Source organism: Sphaerochaeta sp. S2, assembly GCF_016406725.1.
Taxonomy (GTDB): Bacteria; Spirochaetota; Spirochaetia; order Sphaerochaetales; family Sphaerochaetaceae; genus Sphaerochaeta.
Map to the genome: position 1 here is coordinate 1 of NZ_JAEKNT010000422.1, position 1,617 is coordinate 1,617.

General features: G+C 36.4%; 1 protein-coding gene and 1 tRNA gene. Both read left to right on the forward strand.

From position 1 onward, the window contains the following. Nucleotides 1-19 precede the first annotated feature (19 nt). Nucleotides 20-92, forward strand: a tRNA-Arg gene (locus JF818_RS12240). A gap of 539 nt (nt 93-631) precedes the next feature. Then, nucleotides 632-1,543: a DUF3800 domain-containing protein gene (locus JF818_RS12245; protein ID WP_198892281.1), complete on the forward strand. Its 912-nt coding sequence runs from the start codon at nt 632-634 to the stop codon at nt 1,541-1,543. The last annotated feature ends 74 nt before the right edge of the window (nt 1,544-1,617 follow it).

Genomic DNA, 1,617 nt, shown 5'->3' on the forward strand with positions numbered 1-1,617 from the left:
CTTAAGACCTGTAAGCGATGCGCCAATAGCTCAGTTGGATAGAGCAACTGCCTTCTAAGCAGTAGGTCAGAGGTTCGGACCTCTTTGGCGTAAAACAAAACAATCCACTACAGAGAAATAAGATACTGGCAAATATGCTGGTATCTTTTCTTATTCTATCTTACTCACCTACCTCTGACATACATCTGGATCTACATCAAGACATACCAAGGAGAGCCATACCTTCCTTTACACTCGGTGATTTTGGTAAGCAAGCTCACTTAAAAATATACGAAGCAATAGAAGATGAAGAGTTCAGAGACTTTCATAACAGAGCCTTGGTCATTGAACCAAGGTTTTGTCTGTATTAGGAGGAAGCCAAAGAGTCCTGAATATGCCTAAGGGGTGAAACATGGGACAATAGAGAATCTAGATGCTAGATATCTTATTTCTAACGATATTCGCAAGATTCATGGTGAGTAGCGTTACATTTTTGCGTTACTTTGCGTTGGACGCAATTTATGTGAATTATCATTGACATATATCAATTGTTGTTCTACATTATAAATACGTCTGGAAGGAGTCGCCAAGCGTCTCCACGAGCGATGTTATCATCGCATCGCCAGTCGTTTTTTTATTAGGATGGTTAATAATGCGCCTCTGCTATATTGATGAGTCTGGAACGCCTCAAATTCCAGGAAACACCTCTCATTATATTCTTGCAGGATTGTCTATACCCATCAATAAGTGGAAGAGTTATGATAATCAGATTGAAAAAATCAAATCAAGATATGATTTAATTGGATACGAAATTCATACTGCTTGGTTGCTTCGTCCATACCTTGAACAAACCAAGATACCAAATTTTGAGTCAATGGATTTTCAAACACGACGATTTGAAGTTACAAGAGCCAGAACTATAGAGTTGCAAAGACTTTCTAAAAGTAAATCAAAACAATTCAAACAAACAAAGAAGAACTTCAAAAAGACTGAAGCATATATTCATCTTTCTTATTCTGAACGAAAGAATTTCATTATTGATGTAGCCAATACATTGGCGAGCTGGAACGATGTCAGACTATTCGCAGAATGTATAAATAAATTGAATTTCAATCCTATTCTTGCGAGACTTTCGGTCGATGAGCAAGCTTTTGAACAAGTAGTCTCTCGATTTGAAAAATATCTTCAAATATTTTCAAAAAACCCTCGTTGCAAAACAAAACATTTTGGCCTATTGATTCATGACAACAATGAAACCGAAGCAAAAAAATTAACAGACCTGATGAAGAAATTCCATCATAATGGCACTTTTTGGACTGATTTAAGGAATACCATTGAAACTCCATTATTTGTAGATTCAGAGCTTACCAGCATGGTACAACTTGCTGATCTATGTGCGTTTTGCCTTAGAAGATACCTTGAAAACCAGGAAGAAGATCTTTTCAATATTATTTATAAACGTGGAGATAGAGATAAAAAGCAGAGATGTGTTGGTGTACGACATTACAATGGCAATGGACCATGTTCTTGTATCATTTGCAACAATCATAAAGAATCAGATTAATCTTTGCTTTTCATTACACCAATCATTCACATACTCCTTAACGCTCCCTTCTAATGATGCATAAACACTAATAG

What these genes read in the sequence shown, in the direction of transcription:
- JF818_RS12245 (WP_198892281.1), top strand. Translation starts at nt 632, where the DNA reads ATGCGCCTCTGCTATATTGATGAGTCTGGAACGCCTCAAATTCCAGGA.